The 16,467-nt window shown below is 64.0% G+C and carries 14 protein-coding genes; 1 reads left to right on the top strand and 13 read right to left on the bottom strand.

The features are described from left to right. Position 1: 1 nt before the first annotated feature. The 5 genes from ACK2VC_RS12615 to ACK2VC_RS12595 form a co-directional block, all read right to left on the bottom strand. Positions 2 to 835: an undecaprenyl-diphosphate phosphatase gene (locus ACK2VC_RS12615; RefSeq protein WP_486730702.1), complete on the bottom strand. Its 834-nt coding sequence runs from the start codon at positions 833 to 835 to the stop codon at positions 2 to 4. Between the two features lie 91 nt (positions 836 to 926). Continuing rightward, positions 927 to 1,496, bottom strand: coding sequence for a DUF1439 domain-containing protein (locus tag ACK2VC_RS12610; RefSeq protein ID WP_486730701.1), 570 nt, complete (start codon positions 1,494 to 1,496; stop codon positions 927 to 929). After that, positions 1,489 to 2,721: an ABC transporter permease gene (locus ACK2VC_RS12605; protein WP_486730700.1), complete on the bottom strand. Its 1,233-nt coding sequence runs from the start codon at positions 2,719 to 2,721 to the stop codon at positions 1,489 to 1,491. Before ACK2VC_RS12605 ends, ACK2VC_RS12610 begins: the two co-directional genes overlap by 8 nt. After that, complete coding sequence (locus tag ACK2VC_RS12600) at positions 2,718 to 3,458, bottom strand: ABC transporter ATP-binding protein (protein ID WP_486730699.1); 741 nt, start codon at positions 3,456 to 3,458, stop codon at positions 2,718 to 2,720. Before ACK2VC_RS12600 ends, ACK2VC_RS12605 begins: the two co-directional genes overlap by 4 nt. A 12-nt stretch (positions 3,459 to 3,470) precedes the next feature. Continuing rightward, positions 3,471 to 5,051: a hypothetical protein gene (locus ACK2VC_RS12595; RefSeq protein ID WP_486730698.1), complete on the bottom strand. Its 1,581-nt coding sequence runs from the start codon at positions 5,049 to 5,051 to the stop codon at positions 3,471 to 3,473. A 234-nt stretch (positions 5,052 to 5,285) separates the two neighbouring features. On the opposite strand from ACK2VC_RS12595, the gene ACK2VC_RS12590 reads away from it, so the two are divergent. Beyond that, entirely contained in the window at positions 5,286 to 7,838 is a 2,553-nt protein-coding gene (locus ACK2VC_RS12590) for a cation-translocating P-type ATPase (protein WP_486730697.1), read from the top strand. 40 nt (positions 7,839 to 7,878) lie between these two features. Here the strand turns inward: ACK2VC_RS12590 and ACK2VC_RS12585 are convergent, their stop codons facing one another. The 8 genes from ACK2VC_RS12585 to ACK2VC_RS12550 all read right to left on the bottom strand — a co-directional run bounded on the left by ACK2VC_RS12585 (position 7,879) and on the right by ACK2VC_RS12550 (position 16,434). Further along, positions 7,879 to 8,640: an SDR family NAD(P)-dependent oxidoreductase gene (locus ACK2VC_RS12585; RefSeq protein ID WP_486730696.1), complete on the bottom strand. Its 762-nt coding sequence runs from the start codon at positions 8,638 to 8,640 to the stop codon at positions 7,879 to 7,881. A gap of 72 nt (positions 8,641 to 8,712) precedes the next feature. Further along, positions 8,713 to 9,510, bottom strand: coding sequence for an enoyl-CoA hydratase (locus ACK2VC_RS12580; protein WP_486730695.1), 798 nt, complete (start codon positions 9,508 to 9,510; stop codon positions 8,713 to 8,715). A 24-nt stretch (positions 9,511 to 9,534) separates the two neighbouring features. Further along, a complete protein-coding gene (locus ACK2VC_RS12575; RefSeq protein WP_486730694.1) occupies positions 9,535 to 10,323 on the bottom strand; it encodes an ABC transporter ATP-binding protein in 789 nt (262 codons plus the stop codon). Positions 10,324 to 10,380: 57 nt separating this feature from the next. Further along, positions 10,381 to 11,655 (bottom strand): ABC transporter substrate-binding protein, encoded by a 1,275-nt coding sequence (locus ACK2VC_RS12570; RefSeq protein WP_486730693.1) that lies wholly within the window; start codon positions 11,653 to 11,655, stop codon positions 10,381 to 10,383. A gap of 77 nt (positions 11,656 to 11,732) precedes the next feature. Continuing rightward, positions 11,733 to 12,785, bottom strand: a complete 1,053-nt coding sequence (locus tag ACK2VC_RS12565) for a branched-chain amino acid ABC transporter permease (RefSeq protein ID WP_486730692.1) — start codon at positions 12,783 to 12,785, stop codon at positions 11,733 to 11,735. A 3-nt stretch (positions 12,786 to 12,788) separates the two neighbouring features. Beyond that, positions 12,789 to 13,673: a branched-chain amino acid ABC transporter permease gene (locus ACK2VC_RS12560; RefSeq protein WP_486730691.1), complete on the bottom strand. Its 885-nt coding sequence runs from the start codon at positions 13,671 to 13,673 to the stop codon at positions 12,789 to 12,791. Further along, the gene (locus ACK2VC_RS12555) at positions 13,670 to 15,625 is read right to left on the bottom strand and encodes an AMP-dependent synthetase/ligase (RefSeq protein WP_486730690.1); all 1,956 of its coding nucleotides are present in this window, start codon (positions 15,623 to 15,625) and stop codon (positions 13,670 to 13,672) included. Before ACK2VC_RS12555 ends, ACK2VC_RS12560 begins: the two co-directional genes overlap by 4 nt. Positions 15,626 to 15,633: 8 nt before the next feature. Continuing rightward, positions 15,634 to 16,434 carry an ABC transporter ATP-binding protein gene (locus ACK2VC_RS12550; RefSeq protein WP_486733237.1) on the bottom strand — a complete coding sequence of 267 codons (801 nt, stop codon included), beginning with the start codon at positions 16,432 to 16,434 and terminating at the stop codon, positions 15,634 to 15,636. Between the last annotated feature and the right edge of the window lie 33 nt (positions 16,435 to 16,467).

Genomic DNA, 16,467 nt, shown 5'->3' with positions numbered 1-16,467 from the left:
CTCAATCTGCCCACACCACCCAGCCGCCATGGGCGCTGACCAGCACCAAGAGGCCGAAGGCAATCCGGTACCAGGCAAAAAAGGTGAAATCGTGCGTGCTGATGTAGCGCAGCAGCCAGCGCACGCACAAGAAGGCGGAGACGAAGGCGGCGATGGTACCGATGCCGAACACCGGGACGTCGGCCATCGACAGCAGCGCACGCTCCTTGTACAGCGAATACACGGTGGCTGCCAACAAGGTCGGAATCGCCAGGAAGAATGAAAACTCGGTGGCGGCCTTGCGCGACAGCCCGAACAGCATGCCGCCGATGATGGTGGCGCCCGAGCGGCTGGTACCCGGGATCAGCGCAAACCCTTGCGCGCAGCCGACCTTGAAGGCGTCCAGCGCGCTCATGTCGTCCACCGACTCGATGCGGGCGGCGACCGGCTTGGCGCCGTTCCGGCGCTCGACCCAGAGAATCACCAGGCCGCCGACGATGAAGGCGATCGCCACCGGCACCGGCGCGAACAGCACTGCCTTGATGCTCTTGTTGAAAAGAAAACCGAGCAGCGCCGCTGGCATAAAGGCAATCAGCAGATTCAACACGAACTTCTGTGCCTTGCGGTCGGAAAACAAGCCGCCCAGCACGCGCCCGAGGCGCACCCGGTATTCCCAGCAGACCGCGAAGATGGCGCCGGCCTGGATCACGATCTCGAACACCTTGATTTTCTCGCCGGTGAAATTCAGCAGGCTGCCGGCCAGGATCAGGTGGCCGGTGGACGAAATCGGCAGGAATTCCGTCAAACCTTCGACGATGCCCATGATGAGCGCTTTGAATGCGAGAATAGGATCCATGTTTGGCAAGCTCGAAGACTGAAAAATCAACAAAAAGCCCGCGCTGCTGGCAGTGCGGGCAACATAAGGAAAGCGCGCAAACGGGGCGTCGCTATTTTACCGGCTCGAAGGTAAGCACGAGCGCATTCGGCCTGACCGCGATCCCGACTGGTGTGAAGTCGACCCCCAGATGGCGGAAATCGCCCGCCTCGAGGCGGTACAGCGGCAACTCGGCCAGCATCTGCTGCAACAGCAAGGCACCGATGCGACCGAGCTGGGCCGCGTAATAGTCGTCAACGCCATCCAGCACGAAGCGCTCGATACGTGGCTGTGCCAGCACCAGGGCGCGCTGGGCGGGGTCGATCCGCAGGCTGCCGGAAACGGCCAGACTGCCATATGTGGGCTGATTGCCAAGCACCGGCACGATGCGGGCGGCCAATTGCACTTCGACGCGTCCCGAATCGGGATGCAGCACCAGGTGCGGCTCGGATAGCGTGACGTCAAACAGCGCCAGATAACGGTTGTCATACGGGAAATGCTTCTCCAGTTCCTGCTGCAGTCGCGGCAATGGCAGCACCAGGTCGCGCGGCCCCGACAGCAGCGAGCAGCCGCTGCCGAGCACCAGCAGTGCCAGCAGTGCCAGCCGCAGCAGTATCGTGGGCAGCGCCCTGCGCTCATTCATAGCGTAGCGCCTGGATCGGCAGCAGCCGGGACGCCTTGCGCGCCGGGTAAAAACCGAAAAACACCCCGATGCCGGCCGAAAAACCGACCGCCAGCACGATCGACTCCGGCGACAGCCGCGTCGCCCAGCCGGCGAAGGCGCCGATCGCGTAGGAGCCGGCAACCCCCAGCAGGATGCCGACGAAGCCGCCGATCAGGGACAGCGTGATGGCCTCGACCAGGAACTGGGTCAGGATGTCCGAGCTTCGGGCTCCGACCGCCATGCGCAGCCCGATTTCGCGCGTGCGCTCGGTCACCGACACCAGCATGATGTTCATGATGCCGATGCCGCCCACCAGCAATGACACCGAGGCCACCGCCGCCAGCAGCAGGGCCATCACGCGCGACGACTCCTCCTGCGCCTGCAGCATCTCGGTCAGGTTGCGCACGGTAAAGGCGTCGTCCTGTCCCTGCGGGGTGCGCTGGCGCTGCCGCATCAGGGCGCGGATCTTGTCTTCCGCGTCCTGCATGCTGGCCCCTTCCAGCACCTTGACCTGGATCGTGCCGACCCGCCGCAGCTTGCCCTGGCTAGTGCCGAACAGGCGGTTGCGCGCAGTCGACAGCGGCACCAGAATGAGGTCGTCCTGGTCGGTTCCCAGCATGCTCTGGCCTTTGGGAGCCAGCAAGCCGACCACCGTAAACGGCACGTTCTTGACGCGCATGCTCTGGTCCAGCGGATCCATGTCGCCGAACAGTTGCGTCGCCACCGTCTGTCCGATCAACGCCACCTTGGCCGAACCGGCCAGCTCCGCCGGTTCGAAATTGCGGCCGGCGGCCAGCGACCAGTCGCGCGCCTCCAGATAGTCCGGCGTGACGCCATAGATTTGCGTGGCCCAGTTGTTGTTGGCGGCGATCAGTTGGCCCGAGCTGCGCGAGGACGGCGCCGCCACCTGCACTTCCGGCACTTCGTTGGCGATCGCGAGCGCGTCGTCCTCGGTCAGGTTCTGGTTGGCGCCGGCACCCAGCCGCACACCGGAAGCGGTGGTCGAGCCGGGGATGATGATCATCGAATTCGAGCCCAGGCTCTTGATCTGGTCCTGGATGCGCGCCTGCGCGCCACCGCCGACCGCGATCATGGTGATCACCGCCGCCACGCCGATGATGATGCCGAGCATGGTCAGCATCGAGCGCAGCAGGTTGACGCGCAAGGCATTGAGCGCAATGCGCAGGGTCGCCAGCAGGTTCATGCGACCGCCCCCAATTGGTCCAGATCGGCCAGTTGCGCCTGCGCATCCTGCGCCGGGTGGGCCTGGTCGCTGACCACGCAGCCGTCGCGAAACGTGATGATGCGCGACGCGAAGCGGGCGATTTCCAGTTCGTGCGTGACGACCACGATAGTCATGCCCTGCCGGTTCAGTTTTTGCAGCAGCGCCATGATTTCGATGCTGGTGCGCGAATCGAGCGCGCCGGTCGGCTCGTCGGCCAGGATCAGCGACGGGTTGTTCACCAGCGCACGCGCGATCGCCACCCGCTGCTGCTGGCCGCCGGACAGTTGCGCCGGGTGATGGTCGAGCCGGGCCTCCAACCCAACCTCGGTCAGGCGCGCGATGGCCCGAGTGCGACGCTCGGCGGCCGGCAACGACGTGTATAGCAGAGGCAATTCGACATTATCTTGCGCACTGGTGCGCGGCAACAGGTTGAATTGCTGGAACACGAAACCGATGCGCCGGTTGCGAATCGCCGCCAGCTGGTCGCCGGACAGCACCGACACATCCTCGCCCGCCAGCAGGTAAGTGCCGGCAGTCGGCGAATCAAGGCAGCCAAGCAAATTCATGAAGGTCGATTTACCGGAGCCGGAAGCGCCCATGATGGCCACGAATTCGCCCTCGCCGATCGCGATCGAGACGCTGCGCAAGGCGCATACGCGATTGGCGCCCATCACGTATTCCTTGACCAGATTGCGGGTTTCGATCAGTTGCGGCACGCGTTATTCCGATCAGAACATGCGCGGACCACCGCGCGGCGCGGCGCCGGGCCGCGCCGCGCCGCTTTGCGGCTGCGCGATGCCGACGATAATCTCGGCCCCTTCCTTGAGATCAGGCGCCATCACTTCGGTCATCGTGCCGTCGGTCAGCCCCAGCCGCACGTTCAACTCCCGCGGCTGGCCGGCGCCATCCAGCGTATAAATGCGGCCACTGCTGCTACGGCCGCCGCGCCCGCCCTGGCTTTCGGCGCTGATCGCGTCAAATTTGCGCGCCTGCTCCGGCGTCAGGATTTCGACGATCTGCGTCCGCATCTCGGCCCGATTGCGCTCCAGCAGCTTTTGCCGCTCCTCCGGCGAGGCGCCTCTGGCTGCCGCCATTTTTTCACGCAAGCCGCTGAAAATCGCATCCAGCCGGGTTTTTTGCGCATCGCTCAACTGCAGCTCGCTTTCCAGCCGCTGCCGCAGTTGCTGGCTTTGGCCGCCGCTGCCGCCACTTCCGGTGGCAGCAGCCGGGCGTTCTGCCGGCGCCGCGTTGGACGCACCGGCGCCGCTTGGCTTGAAGCGCAGCGCGGCGTTCGCCACTTTCAACACCTCCCGCCGGCTGTCGGTGGCGATCCGCACGTTGGCAGTCATCCCCGGCAGCAATTCCTTCTTCGGGTTGTCGGCGCTGACTTCGACCATGTAGGTGATCACGTTCGAGACGTTTTGCGCCGCCTTGCGAATTTGCCGCACTTCACCCTCGAAAGTGCGGCCGGGAAAGGCATCCACCGTGAAGGTCGCCTTCTGTCCTTGGCGGATACGGCCGATTTCCGATTCGTCGATCGCGGTATCGACCCGCATGTCGGTCAGGTCGCCGGCGATGATGAATAATTCGGGTGCCTGCAGGCTGGCGGCCACGGTCTGGCCGGCGTCCACGCTGCGCTTGATGACGACGCCATCCACCGGCGCCTTGATCGCGGTGCGTCCGAGATCGACATTGGCCTGCGCCAGCACTGCGCTGCGCTGCCGTACCGCTGCCTCGCCGTTGCGCAGGTTGGCTTCAGCGACGGTGACTTGCGCGCGCGCCGTGGCCAGTTGCGCCGCCGCCGCGTTATACACGGCGCGCGCCTTGTCGCGGTCGGCGGCCGAAATAAAACCTTTCTCCAGCAACTGCTGCTTGCGCTCGAAATCGCTCTTGGCATCCAGGACCGTGATTTCATTGCGCGCTACTTCCGAACGCTGAGCGGCGATCATGGCTTGCTGGGTCTGCACCTGGGCGCGCGCGGCATCCAGATCGGCCTGCGCCTGCCGCACCTTGTATTCGAAGGTTTCGGGATCGATACGGGCGATCAACTGGCCCTGTTTCACCTCGCTGTTGAAATCGACCAGAATTTCCTTCAACTGGCCGGATACTTGCGATCCGACCTGCACCGAGACCACTGGATTCAAGGTGCCCGACGCCGCCACGGTGGCGGTGATCGCGCCCTTTTCGATTTTCACGGTCTTGTATTGCGGGTCGGAATTTTTCTCCGACCAATATCGGTAGCCGATACCGCCCGCCGCCAGCAACAGCGCGGCCAGCAGCCAAACCTGCCATTTTTGCATCCAGCGCATAGACGATCTACCCAATCAATCAAGGATGTGGCGATTCTACCGGCAATCAACGCTGACCCGGCCGAGCCTTTGTAAGAACTTGTTTCGATCCCGCAAGCTTTCACGAGCGATGCGCTATTTATCAACACCGCGCCACTGCGATCTCAAGCTGCCACGATTTACCGGCAAAATAGCGGTACACGACGACGCTTTCCGAAATTTCGCGAGGTTGCACAACCGGAGCCAGGTCAGCTCATGACTCTTCCAGACGACGCGCGCACCAGTGACGGCCTCACTACGGCAGAGGCAGCCCGCAGGCTGGCCGAGCAAGGCCCGAACGCATTGCCCAGCGCGCGCCGGCGCACATTGATACATATCATGTGGGAAGCTGCGCATGAGCCGATGTTTATACTGCTGTTCGCAGCTGGCCTGCTGTACCTGATTTTGGGCGAACCGCACGAGGGCGTGTTTTTATTTGCCATGGTCCTCCTGATGGTGGGCCTGACGCTCTATCAGGAAGGAAAAACCGAGCGCGCGCTGGAAGCCTTGCGCGATATCAGCAGCCCGCGAGCCTGGGTCATTCGCGACCGCCAGCGCCAGCAAATCGACAGCCGCGAAGTGGTGGCCGGCGACCTCATCGTGCTGTCGGAAGGAGATCGGGTGCCGGCCGACGGCATCCTGATTTCCGGCAACGACATGCAGGTCGACGAATCGCTGCTCACCGGAGAATCGGTGCCGGTGCGCAAGATCGCGGGAGCCGAGACCGATGCTGCCGTCGCGCCTGCCCACCTCGGTGGCGACGACCAGCCGTTCGTTTATTCCGGCACGCTGGTGGTGCAAGGCCACGGCATGCTACGCGTGACCGGGACCGGACCGCGCAGCGAAATCGGGCGGATTGGCTCCGCCCTGCAGAAACTAAAGTCTGAAGCGTCGCCGCTGCAAAAACAGACGGCGCGCATGGTCACGTTATTTGCGCTGCTGGGACTCGGCCTCAGTCTGCTGTTGGTGATTGTCTACGGCCTGCTGCACGACGACTGGCTGCAAGCCTTGCTGGCCGGCATTGCACTGGCGATGTCGATGCTGCCGGAAGAATTCCCGGTGGTGCTGACTGTGTTTCCGGCGCTGGGCGCGTGGCGCCTGGCGCGCCAGCAAGTGCTGACGCGGCGTCTGGCAGCCATCGAAACCCTGGGCGCGACCTCAGTGCTGTGCGTCGATAAAACCGGAACGCTGACCGAGAACCGGATGACGGTGGCCTGCTTGTATGCCGGCGGCGGACAGCTTGCGGTGGACTACAGCGCACAGGCCGAGTTGCCGGAGTCGTTTCACGCGCTGGTGGAATTTTCGATCCTCGGCAGCGCAATTGCTCCGGTTGATCCGATGGAGAAGGCGTTTCACCGGCTCGGCCAGCATTTTCTGGCGCACACCGAGCACCTGCACAACGACTGGAGCCTGGTGCAGGAATATCCGCTCACGCCCGAGTTGCGCGCCATGGCGCATGCCTGGAAAGCCGTTGGCACGGACGAGTACGTGATTGCCGCCAAGGGCGCGTCGGAAGCGATCGTCGATCTGTGCCATCTGGACCGCGTCAGCCAGGAGTCGATTTCAGCAGCGGCGGACGCGATGGCGCGCCAGGGTTTGCGGGTACTGGCCGTGGCGCAAGCGCGTTTCTCGGGTGGCGCCTGGCCTCAGAGCAAACATGAGTTCGACTTCATTTTCCTGGGCCTGATGGGGCTGGCCGACCCGCTGCGTGCGGACATTCCGGACGCGATGCAACAATGCCGCCAGGCCGGCATCCGGGTCATCATGATCACCGGCGACTATCCGCTCACCGCCCGCACCATTGCGCGCCAGGCCGGCATTCCGGCCGGAGAGACACTCACCGGTGACGACCTGGCAAGCCTGGGTGAAGCGGAACTGCGTCAGCGCATCCAGACCGCGAATGTCTGCGCCCGCATCGCGCCCGAACAAAAACTGCATATCGTGCAGGCACTGAAAGCGAACGGCGGCGTAGTCGCCATGACTGGCGACGGCGTGAATGACGCGCCCGCGCTGAAGGCGGCGCATGTCGGCATCGCCATGGGGCAACGGGGCACCGACGTGGCGCGCGAGGCGGCGTCGCTGGTGCTGCTCGACGATCGCTTCCTGTCGATCGTGCATGCGGTCCGGCTTGGACGCCGCATCTTCACCAATATGCAGAAATCGATGACCTACGTGCTGGCGATGCATGTGCCGATCGCCGGCATGGCATTGCTGCCGGTGGTGCTGGGCTGGCCGGTCATGCTGTATCCGATGCACATCGTGTTCCTGGAGCTGATCATCGATCCGGCCTGTTCGCTGGCGTTCGAGAATGAGCCGGCGGAACCGGACAGCATGCAGTCACCCCCACGCAACCCGGCTGCGCCGCTGTTTGGTGGCTGGACGCTGGCCATGGCGGCACTGCAAGGGCTGGGAGCGCTGGCCGCGACGCTGGCGGCTTACACCTGGGCGACGCATGTCCTACCAGAACCGGAGGCGCGCGCCTTTGGTTTCGCGACGCTGATCATTGCCAATCTGGCGCTGATTTTTTCAAACCGCTCGCGCACGCGCACCATCGTCGAAGCCTGGCGCGCGCCCAACCCGATTCTGTGGGTCGTCACCGGCACCACACTGGCATTGCTGGCGCTGGCGCTATACCTGCCGTTGCTGGCGGACGTGTTCCGCTTCGCGCCGCTGAGCGCCGCCGAACTGGCGGCAGCGTGCGGCATCGGTATCGCCAGCGTGCTGTGGATCGAGGTACTCAAGCTGGTTCGGCGCAATGGCATGGGCTGAGCCTGCGCGAGATCGCCATGCCGACGGCAGACGACCAATTTCACATCCAGGCCAACGCCTGTCCGCCATCCACCGGAATCGCCGCGCCAACGATGTAGCTGCCGGCATCGGACGCCAGCAACAGCGACACACCATCCAGGTCTTCCCGTCTGCCGAAGCGCCGCAGCGGCGTGCGCTTCAACAAACCATCCTGGAAATCGTGCAAGGCGTCGTGCATGTCGCTTTCGATCGTGCCCGGGCAGATTGCATTGACGCGGATTCCCTTGCCCCCGAGTTCGAGCGCCATCACCTTGCTCAGATGGATCAGGGCCGCCTTCGATGCCGCATAGCTCGCCAGCCAGCCGCCGGCGCGCAGGCCGGCGACCGAGGCGATATTGATGATCGCACCCGAGCGCCGCGGCAGCATGCGACGCGCCGCCTCCTGGGCGACCAGCATCGCACCCTTCAGGTTGGTATCGAAGATGCGCGCGATTTCCTCTTCTTTCTGCTCGACGAACGGGCTGGCATAGATCACGCCCGAATTGTTGTAGAGGATGTCGATCGGCGCGCCGCACTGCCGTTCCGCGCTCTCGAATGCCGCCGCGATCGTTTCCGTTCGCGTAACGTCGAGATAGACGCCATGGGCCGTATGGCCCTGCTCGCGCAGAGCCGCGACCGCCGCCTCGATACGCTCCATGCGCCGCGCCGCCAGCACCACGGTGGCGCCGGCACGCGCGAACACGCCTGCGATATGCAGGCCGATACCGCTCGAAGCCCCGGTGATCAGCGCCGTCCTGGCGCTCAGGCCGAACAAATTATCCATCGTGTCATCCTTCGGATGTCGGCGCGCCGGCACTGGAATCCCGGCATGTGCCGCGACCGGCGCGGCGCACGCTCAGGACTGGCGGCCGACCCACTCGGGGCGGCGCTTTTCGACAAAGGCCCGGATACCCTCCCTGGCATCGGCATGCGCCATATTCCGCACCACCACTTCGCCGCAATACTCGTAGGCATCCGCCAGCGGCATCGGCAACTGGCGATAAAACGCCTGCTTGCCGAGCGCCAGCGTGTAGGTAGACTTGCTGCCGATCTCGTTTGCCAGCGCCGCTACCGCCACATCCAGTTCGGCGGCCGGTACCACCTGGTTGACCAGCCCGGCGCGCAGCGCGAACTCGGCATCCTGCAGGCGGCCGGTGGCAAGCATCTGCATCGCATGCTTGGGCAGCACGCTGCGCCCGAGCGCCACCATCGGCGTCAGGCACCACAGGCCGATGTTTACCCCCGGCGTGGCGAATTGCGCATCGCTGGCGGCGATCGCCAGATCGGCGCTGGCCACCAGTTGGCAACCGGCGGCGGTCGCGACACCCTCCACGCGCGCGATCACGATTTGCGGCTGCTCGCGCAGCGCCTGCATCATGGCCGAACAGCGCACCGAGACGGCCTTGAAGAATTCCGGATCGGTTTCGGCGCTGAACTCGTTCAGGTCATGCCCGGCACAAAAGATTTTTTGCCCGACGCCGCTCAGCACGATCACACCGATGCCGGTTTCGGAACGCAGCTCGAGCAGGCGCCGATGCAATGCATCGATCATCGCCAGCGACAGGCTGTTGCCGCGCTGCGGGCGGTTCAGGGCCAGATAACTTACCGGGCCACGGTCCAGGCGCGTAACCAGGTTTTCCTGCGGATTCGTCATGGCTCTCTCCTTTGCCGGCCGGTATCAGCCGAGCCAGCGCTTGCGCCGCCGATAGTGCTTCATTTCCCGATAGCTCTTGCGCTCGCCATCCATCGTCAGCCCGAGGTAGAACTCGCGCACGTCCTCGTTGGACTTGAGGTCGGCGGCGGCGCCCTCCAGCACGATGCGGCCGTTTTCCATCACGTAGCCGTAGTCGGCGAGATCGAGCGCCACGCGCGTGTTCTGCTCGACGATCAGGAGCGTCAGGCCGCTCGCTTTCAGTTGCGCCAGCAAACCATATACTTCCTCGATCATCAGCGGCGCCAGGCCGAGCGAGGGTTCGTCGATCATCATCAGTTTCGGGTCCGACATCAGGGCGCGGCCGATCACCAGTAGCTGCTGCTCGCCGCCCGACAGGTAACCGGCGGTGCGGCCGCGCAGGGCGGCCAGGCGGCCGATGCGCTGGTACACGTGCTCCAGGCGCCGGCGCGCCTCGGCTCCGCCCACCATGTGGCCGCCGACCACCAGGTTCTGTTCGACCGTCATGTGCCGCAGCACTTGCCGCCCTTCGACCACGTGCACGATGCCGCGCCGGACGATATGCGCCGGCTCCTGGTTGGTCAGCGGCGCGCCGTCGAAGGAAATGCCGCCTCCCGAAACCCGTCCATCCTCGCAACTGATCAGGTTGGAAATCGCCTTCAAGGTGGTGCTCTTGCCGGCTCCATTGGCTCCCAGCAAGGCCACGCATTTCCCTTTCGGGATATTTACCGAAATCCCCTTGACCGCGAGAATCACGTCGCTATACAGCGCTTCCACGTTATTCAGTTCAAGCAAGTGTCTCTCCCAAGGCAATTCACGCGCCCCGCCGGGGCGGGGCGCGTCAGGTTCATATCACCACTTGTTCAATACGGGAACGGCGACGTTCTGGTCGACGATCGTGTACTTTCCGCCTTGCACCGAACCGATATTCACCGTCAGGCCGCGCGTCGGGAACGGCGCATCTTCGGAATAGGTCAGCGTCGGCAGCACGCCAAAGCTTTGTTCAGTCGAAATCGGCGTCGTCACCAGCGTCTTGCGAACGATCTCGCCGCTCAGCTTGGTCGGGCCCACCGCCTTTGCGGCGTTCTCCACCGTGCGCACGGCGACAATCGCCTGATTCAAGCCCATCAGGCAGGGGACGTTGTAGCCGGCCGTGACCTTGTACTTGTCGCGCAGTTTCTCGTAGAAGCCGCGCGCCGTGGTCTTGTCCTCGGTCGGGATCGCCATGCCGTAGGCTTCGTAGTTCCCTTCCATTTGCGCCAGCCCGCCGATCGCCTTGCCGGATGCCTGCAGGCTGTTGTGCGCGCTCATCATGATGGGGATATTGGTCTTGCCCAGGCTTTGCAGCGCGCGCCGGGTCGCGACCACGGCTGCGGTGTTGGTCTGGATCTGGATCACCTCGCCTCCCTTGCGCACCAGGCGTGCCACCTGCTGCGTCAGGTCGGTCGGCTGCACCTCGGTATAGATGGTCTCGACCACTTCCAGCAATTTCGGATTTTCCTTGGCGTATTTTTCCATGCCCTTATGGATATCCACATAGGCGGGCGAAGCTTCCGAAGAAATGATGCCCAGCTTCAGCGGCGCATCGCCGCCGCGTTTCTTGCGGAACCATTCCATGAAGGCGCTCGCCTCGTGCGGGTAGGTCGGGCGCGCATTGAACACCCAGGGGTTCGGCTTCCAGCCATAACCATAGCCGGCGGTGGCCATGATCATCGGCACCTTGTCAGCCGGCAAGCGCTCCTGCAGCGCGGCGGCATCCGGGCCGCCGATACCGAACACCAGGATCGGATTCAGTTCCGATTTGGCGCCCGGCCACAGGCTGGCCACCTGCGCCACGTCGTAGCGGGTGTCATAGTCCTTGATTTTCAGTACCACGCCAAGATCCTTGCCGACCTCGGCATTCCACCAGTCGACGACCCCGCGGCGGCAGCCCGTGACGTCCTTCATGATGTCGGCATAGGGGCCGGTGAAATCGGCCAGGCCGGCGAGGTTGTAGGTGGTCTGGGCTTGCGCGCCGGCGCCAGCCAGCAGCATGCTCAAGCCGCCCGCCGCGCCGAGCAGCCAGGCATGCGTCCGAGCCGGAGCCGGGGCCGGCCGTTGGTCAAATTTTGCTTCAAAAAAACCCATTTTCATCTCCTTGGTAGTTATCGAACGCACCGACAAGAGGAAGCGCCGCCTTCGGCCGCTTCCGTTTTTTTTCAACTTCAATACGGGAAAGGCCACAAGCGGTAGGAGCGCTTCATGATCTGCCACCTGTGCATCAGGCCGCGCGGCTCGAAAATCAGGAAGCCGGCAATCATCGCTCCCAGGAAGATATTCATCGCGGCAAACACGATGTCGCCGCTCAGGAACGAAACATGCTCGACGATCGTGGAGCCGGCCGAACTGATCATCTCTTGCGCCAGCTTGATCACGAACACGCCGATCAGGGCACCCGTGATCGAGCCGACGCCGCCGACGATGATCATGGCGATCAACCAGATCGAGTGGAACAGCGTGAACTGGTCGACGGCAACGAAACGCACGTAATATGCCCACAGGCCGCCGCCGATGCCGGCATAGAACGCGCCCAGCAGGAAGGCCACGGCCTTGGTGCGGACCACGTTGATTCCCATCATCCCGGAAGCAACGTCGTCGTCACGCACTGCCAGGAAAGCGCGCCCGTGCCGGCTGCGCGCCACACTGTAGGCGCCGAACAGCATCAGCGCCGCCACTGCCAGGCAGAGGTAATAGATCGAGCGGTCCGAGTCGAAGTGGAATCCCAGGATTTCGGCCGGCTTTACCGTGATGCCGTTCGAGCCGCCGAGCCAGGAGGCGGGCAGATTCAGCACCAGGAAGTGGAACAGGATCTGGGCCGCGATCGTGGTCAGGGCCAGATAGAAACCCTTGATGCGGACCGCCGACATGCCAAAAACGAAGCCGAATATGGCGGCCGCCATGCCGCCCGCCGGCAGCGCCGCCCAGATCGGCCAACCGGCCTTGCTGGCCAGGATCGCCGTGGTGTAGGCGCCGGCTCCCATGAACGCGGCTTGCCCGAGGTTGATCTGCCCCGCCAGGCCGGTGTTGATCTGGAGGCCGAGCACCACCACCGCCGTGATCAGCATCGCGGTCACGATGGCGACGATGCGCGGCTCGAACAGCAGCGGCAGGATCGCCATGAACAACCCGAACAAGGCTAGGGTCCAGCGCTGCTTGGAAGTGCGGATCAACGCCTGATCCTGGGCAAAGCTGGTTGCGAATACGCCTGCTGGATCCATGATTTATACCCTCTCGATAGTCTTCCAGCCGAACATGCCGGTCGGCCTGATCAGCAGTACTAAAAGCATGATGATGAATGGCAGCACCGAGCCTACCGCGCCGCCGACCAGCGGATCGAGATAGGCCATGGTCAGCGCCTGGACGATGCCCACCAGCAGCCCGGCCAGCAGCAGGCCGCCAATCGATTCGAGGCCCGCCAGCAGCGCGACCGGCAGCGCCGCCATACCGATTTCCGAGGTCAGCAGATTGAGCGATTTCCCGCTCAGGTAGACGATTGCGCCCAAAGTCGAGAGCACCGAACCCAGCGCCCAGGCGAAGGCCACCGAGCGCCGCACCGAAATCCCCAACGACATCGCGACCTGATGGTCTTCCGCCACCGCGGTCATGCGCAGGCCGGCCCGAGTCCGGTTGAAGAACCATGACAAGCCGAACCCGATGACGATGGTCAGGAGTCCGCCATAGAACAGCGAGCGCGGAATCAGCAGCTCGCCGACCAGGATCGGCGCCAGCGGAAACACGATCGGGAATGGCCGCACCTGCGGGCCGAACGCGACCAGGATGACGCCGCGGATCAGGATCAGCAGGCCGATGGTCACCATCACCATCGAGAAAACCGATTCGCCGACCAGGCGGGAGAAAAACAGCCGTTCGATCAACAGCCCGAATACCGCCGCAGCGGCGAATGCCAGCGGCAAGCCGGCCCACATCGGCAAGCCCATCTGCATGATCATCCACCAGACCAGGAAGCCGCCGAACACCACCAGTTCGCCCTGGGCGAAATTGAACACCTTGGAGGCGCGGTATATCACCACGAAACCCATCGCGATCAGTGCGTACAGCAAACCGATCAGCGCGCCGTTGATCAGATAATTCGGAAACTCGATCATGCTACCCTCCGTTCGGCTGAGACCGCCCCGTGCCGCGCCGCGGCCGGTTCGCTGTCGTAAATCGCGACCCGGGCCGCCAGGCTGCCCTGGCGCCCATCCTGATAGGTGACGGGAATCCGGATGTCGACTACATCGGCCGCCGCGTACAAACCATCGATTACGGCCGCATAGCGCTGCTCCAGGAACTCGCGCCGCAGTTTGCGCGTGCGCGTCAGCTCGCCCTCGTCCGGATCGAGCTCCTTCGGGAAATTGGCGAAACGGCGCACCCGCGCATGGGCCGGCAGAAAGGAATTGACTCGCTGAATTTCACCGCGCAGCAATTCCGCCACCTCGGGTTTTTGCGACAGATCGGTGAAGGTGGAGAAGCTGAGGTTTTGTTCCTCGGCCCAGCGCGACACCACGCTCATGTCGATATTGATCAGGGCCGCGACGAAATCGCGCGTGGCGTCGCCAACCGTCATGATGTCCTTGATGAACGGGCTGAAGCGCAGGCGGGTTTCGACGAACTGCGGCGGGAAGCTTTCTCCCGACCTCAGGCGCCGCAGATCGGCCATGCGCTCCAGGAACACCAGTTCGTCCCGCTCGCTGCGGGTGACCGCGTCGCCGGTGCAGAACCAGCCGTCAACCAGCTTTTCGGCGCTGGCGTCGGGGCGCCGGTAGTAGCCCTGGAAATGCGTGCCGCCGCTTATATGCAGCTCGCCATCGGCAGTCAGGCGCCATTCGAGCGGCGCACCCGCCTCCGGATGCGCGCGCAGCCAGTGCCCGACCGTTTCCAGATCGTAGCGGTCCCCCTGATGCATGGTCAGCAAGCCGGTCTCGGTCGAGCCGTAGATGTTGCGCAAGGGCACACCGATCGCATGGAACATCCGGAACACATCCGGCGCCATGGTGGAACCGCCGCAGCCGGCAACCCGAAGCCGGGTCAGTCCCAGTTGGTCGCGCAAGGGCCGCAATACCAGCGCTTCCGCCAGCGGAAACGCCAGCCGTGCGCGCGTGCTGACCGGCCGGCCTTCGAGGCGGGCGACGTTGACTTCGTGGCCAATGGCCAGGCCCCACTCGTACACGCGGCGGCTGATCTTGCCGGCATCGAGCATGCGTGCCTGCACTGTGGATGCCAGGCTTTCCCACTGGCGCGGCGCGAATACCATCGCTTCCACCGCCAGCTCGCGGATATTGTTCAAGACCTGCTCCGGCCCCTCCGGAAAATTCACCACGAACGGCAAGCCGACGCCGAGCGTGATGCCGATGATCTGCTCGGTCGCCCAGGCCGGAGCGATATAGGTAAGGTACTCCATGCCCGGTTCGGCGCCGGTGGCGTCGATCACGCGCTGCGCATTGTCGATCAGGTACTTGTGGGTCAGAATCACGCCCTTGGGCTTGCCGGTCGTCCCCGAGGTATACGACAGCACTGCGATATCGTCGGGCTTTCCTTGCAGCAGAAAGGCGCGGTACAGCTCGGGTTGCTCGCCATGCAGGCGCCGGCCGTCTTCCTGCAACGCGGCTACCGTGCGCAGCGCGTCATGCCGATAGGACCACATGCCGGTATCGTCCCAATAGACGATCTTGCGCAGCAGCGGCAGGCGCTCCATGGTTGCCAGACCTTTGTCGACCTGCTCCTGATCCTGTGCGAACAGGTACACCGCCTCGCTGTCCTCCAGCAGGTAGGCGACCTCGTCCGCCGTCAAATCTGGGTAGAGGGAGACCACCTTGCAGCCCAGCGCCTGGGCCGCGAATTCGGCCCAGAAGTGTTCCGGTTCGTTTTCGCCGAGAATGGCGACCGTCTCGCCGCGCTGCAGGCCGAGTCGATGCAGGCCGAGCGCCAGAGCGCGCACGTTTTCCTGGACCCGGGCGAAGCTGAATTCGCGCCAGATGCCGCGATATTTGTGCCGCTGGGACAGACGCTCGGGCGTCTTGTCCGCGTGTTGCTGGAGCAACTGCGGAAGCGTTGACATGGGTAGCATCAGTGTCCTCCGTCACCGAGATAGGCTTTCAGAACCGCCGGATCAACCTGGATCTGGGCGGGCGTACCGTCGGCAATCTTGCGGCCGAAATCGAGCACTGCGATGCGATCGGCCAGGTCCATCACCACCCCCATGTCATGCTCGACCAGCACGACGGGAATGCGCCGTGCTTCCCGCACGTCGAGGATGAAGCGGGCCAGGTCTTCCTTTTCTTCCGAGTTCATGCCCGCCATCGGCTCGTCCATCAGGAGGATCTTCGGTTCCTGGGCCAGGGCCCGGCCGAGGTCGACCCGCTTGCGCAGGCCATAGCCGAGGCTGCCCACCGGCTGATGCCGGATCGACTGGATTTCGAGCAGCTCGATGATTTCCTCGACCGCTTCGCGGTGCTGGAATTCTTCGCGCCGGCTGCGGTTGAAATAAAAGAACGCTTCCGGCAGCGTGGCCCGCATGTGGATATGGCGGCCCACCATGATGTTTTCCACCACGCTCATGCCGGAAAAGATGTGCGTACCCTGAAAGGTGCGGGCCAGGCCGGAGCGGGCGATCTGATGCACCGGCCTGCCCTTGATGTCTTCCTGGTTAAGCAGAATGCGGCCCTGCTGCGGACGATAGAATCCGCTCAGGCAGTTCATCAGGGAAGTCTTGCCGGCGCCGTTCGGGCCGATGATGGCGAGCAGCTCGTCGGCGCAAACTTCGACCGATACATTGTCGAGCGCGACGATGCCGCCGAACGCCATGCGGATTCCCTCCGCCGCCAGCACCGCCTGCGCGCCTTGCGCCGCCGGTCGCGGCGTACTCATGCCGCTCCCCGCTGCGCTGATACCTTGTCTCAT

The sequence above is a fragment of the Herbaspirillum sp. WTB6 genome (assembly GCF_057457785.1).
Note: the sequence above shows the minus strand (reverse complement) of the source record. Positions and strands in the feature narration are given on the sequence as shown.